Here is a 3,694-nt window from a genome sequence, read left to right on the forward strand (position 1 = left end):
GTCACCGTCACCATCCGGACGGGAGAAGATCTGCACCGAGCGGGTCAGGCCGTCACCGGCGGCGCCGAGGACCACCCGCAGGGCGACCCCGCCCTCGGCGGGCAGCACGAGCGGCGCTTCGAGGACGAGCTCGTCGAGGCTGGGGCAGCCCGCCCAGTCGCCCGCCTGGGTGGCCAGTTCGATGAACCCGGTGCCGGGGAACAGAACCCGGCCCGAGATCACGTGGTCGGCCAGCCACGGATGCGTCCGCGGGGAGACCCGGCCGGTCAGCACCACCTCGCCGGACTCCGGCGACTCCACGGCGGCCGACAGGATCGGGTGCGTGATGTGGTCCAGCCCGGCCGCGCCGACGTCGCCCGCGCCGTACGTGTACCCGTCGAGCCAGAACCGCCTGCGCTGGAAGGCGTACGTCGGCAGGTCGAGCCCGACCGGGGCGTCGCCGCCGAAGTACGCGGCCCAGTCGACCGCCACTCCGTGCCCGTACGCGCGGCCGAGGCCGGCGACGAGCTCGCGCGCCTCGTCGCGGCCCTTGCGGGCGAGGGCGACGAACGCGGCCGCGTCCTCCGCGACGCAGGCCTGACCCATCGCGGCGAGCACCGCGTCCGGGCCGAGCTCGACGAAGGCGGTGACGTTCCGGGCGGCGAGGTCGCCAACGGCATCGGCGAACCGGACCGGCTCCCGCACGTGCCGCACCCAGTGCTCCGGCGAGCCCAGCTCCTCCGCGGTGGCGAGCGTGCCCGTGAGCGTGGACACCACGGGGATGGCCGGAGGCGCGAACGACAGTTCCTCCGCGACGCCGCGGAAGCCGGCGAGCATCGGCTCCATCAGCGCCGAGTGGAAGGCGTGGCTCACCCGCAGGGGGGTCGTCCGGTGGCCGTCGGCCGCGAGAGCGGCGGCGACCCGCGACACGGCCGCCTCGTCACCGGAGATCACCACGGACTCCGGCCCGTTGACCGCCGCGATGTCGACGCCGTCGCCGAGCAGCGGGCGCACCCGCTCCTCGGCCGCGCGTACGGCGACCATCGCCCCTCCGGCCGGCAGCGCCTGCATCAGGCTGCCCCGCGCGGAGACCAGGCGGGCCGAGTCGGCCAGGGACAGCACCCCGGCCACGTGCGCGGCGGCCAGCTCGCCGATCGAGTGCCCGGCGACGTAGTCCGGCCGCACCCCCCACGACTCCAGCAGCCGGTAGAGGGAGACCTCCAGCGCGAACAGCCCGGCCTGGGCGTAACCGGTCTGGTTGACCAGATCGGCGTCCTCACCCCACAGCACCTCGCGCAGCGGCCGGTCCAGGTGGCGGTCCAGCTCGGCGAGCGCGGCGTCGAACGCCTCGGCGAAGACCGGGAAGGCGTCGTACAGCTCGCGGCCCATGCCGAGGCGCTGGCTGCCCTGCCCGGTGAACAGGAACGCCACCCGGCCCTCGCGGGCCGCTCCGGCGGGCGCCGAGCCGTCCGCCAGCGCGGCGAGGCCCGCCGCGAGCTCGGCTCTGTCCGTGCCGGTCACGACGGCCCGGCATTCGAGCGCGGCGCGCGTGGTGGCGAGGGCGCGGCCGAGCTCGCCGACCTCCGCGTCCGGCAGCGTCTCCAGGTACGGCAGCAGCCGCTCGGCCTGGGCGCGCAGCGCATGCGGGGTGCGGCCCGACACGACCAGCGGCACCGTCGCGGGAGCGGGCCGCGGTTCCCGTACTGGTTCGGCCGGTGCCGACTCGACGATCACGTGGGCGTTGGTGCCGCTGATCCCGAACGACGACACCGCCGCCCGGCGCGGCCTGCCCTCCTCGGGCCAGGCCACCGGCTCGGTCAGCAGCCGCACCTGACCGGCGTCCCAGTCGACCTGGGGTGAGGGCTCCGCGGCGTGCAGCGACCTGGGCAGCTCGCCCTGGCGCATCGCCATCACCATCTTGATGACACCGGCCACGCCGGCCGCCGCCTGGGTGTGGCCGATGTTCGACTTCACCGATCCCAGCCAGAGCGGCCGCTCCCGGCCCTGCCCGTACGTCGCGATGATCGCCTGCGCCTCGATCGGGTCACCCAGGGTGGTGCCGGTGCCGTGACCCTCCACCACGTCCACATCAGCCGGGGAAAGCCCCGCCGCCGCCAGCGCCTGCCCGATCACCCGCTGCTGCGACGGACCATTCGGCGCCGTCAACCCGTTCGACGCACCGTCCTGGTTCACCGCCGAACCGCGAATCACCCCCAGCACCCGATGCCCACGCCGCCGAGCGTCCGACAACCGCTCCAGCACCAGCAGGCCGATGCCCTCGCTCCAGCCGACGCCGTCCGCGCCGGCGCCGAACGACTTGCACCGGCCGTCGGCGGCCAGCCCGCGCTGGCGGCTCATGTCCACGAAGGTGTCGGGGGTGGACATGACGGTGACGCCGCCCGCGAGGGCAAGGTCGCACTCTCCCCCGCGCAGCCCGGCGGCGGCCAGGTGGATGGTGACCAGCGACGACGAGCACGCGGTGTCCACGGTCATCGCCGGGCCCTCCAGCCCGAAGACGTACGCGACCCGCCCGGACGCGACACCGGCCAGGCTGCCGTTGCCGTGGTAGGCGGCGATCTCCTCGGGCAGCGGGCCGAGCCGCAGGCCCCAGTCGTGGTACATGACCCCCGCGTAGACGCCGGTGCGGCTGCCGCGCACGGACCTCGGGTCGATGCCGGCCCGCTCGAACGCCTCCCAGGAGACCTCCAGCAGCAACCGCTGCTGCGGGTCCATGGCCTGCGCCTCACGCGGGCTGATGCCGAAGAAGTCGGCGTCGAAGTCCGCCGCGTCGTACAGGAACCCGCCTTCGCGGGTGTAGCTGGTGGCGGGGCGGCTCAGCTCGGGGTCGTACACGTCGTGCGGCCAGCCCCGGTCGGCGGGGAACTCGCCGATCGCGTCGACGCCGTCGGCGACCAGCCGCCACAGGTCCTCGGGCGACCGTACGCCGCCGGGGTAGCGGCAGGCCATGCCGACGATCGCGATGTCCTCGGTGGGGGCGACGGCGACGGCGGTCTCCTGGCGGGCCCGCACCGGTTTCGCGTCGATCGTCTCGGCCAGGTGGGTGGCGAGCGCGAGGGGCGTGGGGTAGTCGAAGACCAGGGTCGCGCTCAGCTTCATGCCGCTGATCGCGTTGATCCGGTTGCGCAGCTCGACCGCCGCGAGCGAGTCGAAGCCGAGTTCGTTGAACGCGCGCGCGGGCGCGACGGCGGCGCCACTCTCGTGCCCGAGTACGGCGGCGGCCTCGGCGCGGACCACCTCGACCAGGGCGTCGACGCGCGCGGCGCCGGAGAGCCCAGCCAGTCGCTCGGCGAGGCCGCCGGCGCCGCCGCCGGTGGGGGCGTTGCGGGCGCCTGCGCGCTTCGTCGCCGGGCGCACCAGGCCACGCAGCATCGTCGGAATCCCGTCGGCGCGTTCGCGGACCGCCCGGTGGTCCACCCGGACCGGGACGACCGCGGGCACGCCGCTGCGTAGCCCGGCGTCCAGCAGCGCGAGGTTCTCCTCGGACGACAGCGGAACCAGCCCGGACCGCGCGATGCGCGCCAGCGCGGCCTCGTCCAGTCCGGCGCCCATCCCTGCGCCGTTCCACAGGCCCCAGGCCAGCGAGGTCGCGGGCAGTCCGTGGGCGTGCCGGTGGGCGGCCAGTGCGTCGAGGAAGGAGTTGGCCGCGGCGTAGTTGCCCTGACCGGGCGCGTCGAACAGGGTCGCGGTGGAAGAG

1 protein-coding gene is annotated in these 3,694 nt (G+C 75.1%); it reads right to left on the reverse strand.

Annotated features, from left to right (window positions below; all coding sequences use genetic code 11):
- Positions 1-3,694 (reverse strand): type I polyketide synthase (locus Mam01_RS35750; RefSeq protein WP_204289650.1); only part of this gene is annotated, 3,694 nt, incomplete at both ends.

Source organism: Microbispora amethystogenes (assembly GCF_016863015.1).
GTDB lineage: Bacteria > Actinomycetota > Actinomycetes > Streptosporangiales > Streptosporangiaceae > Microbispora > Microbispora amethystogenes.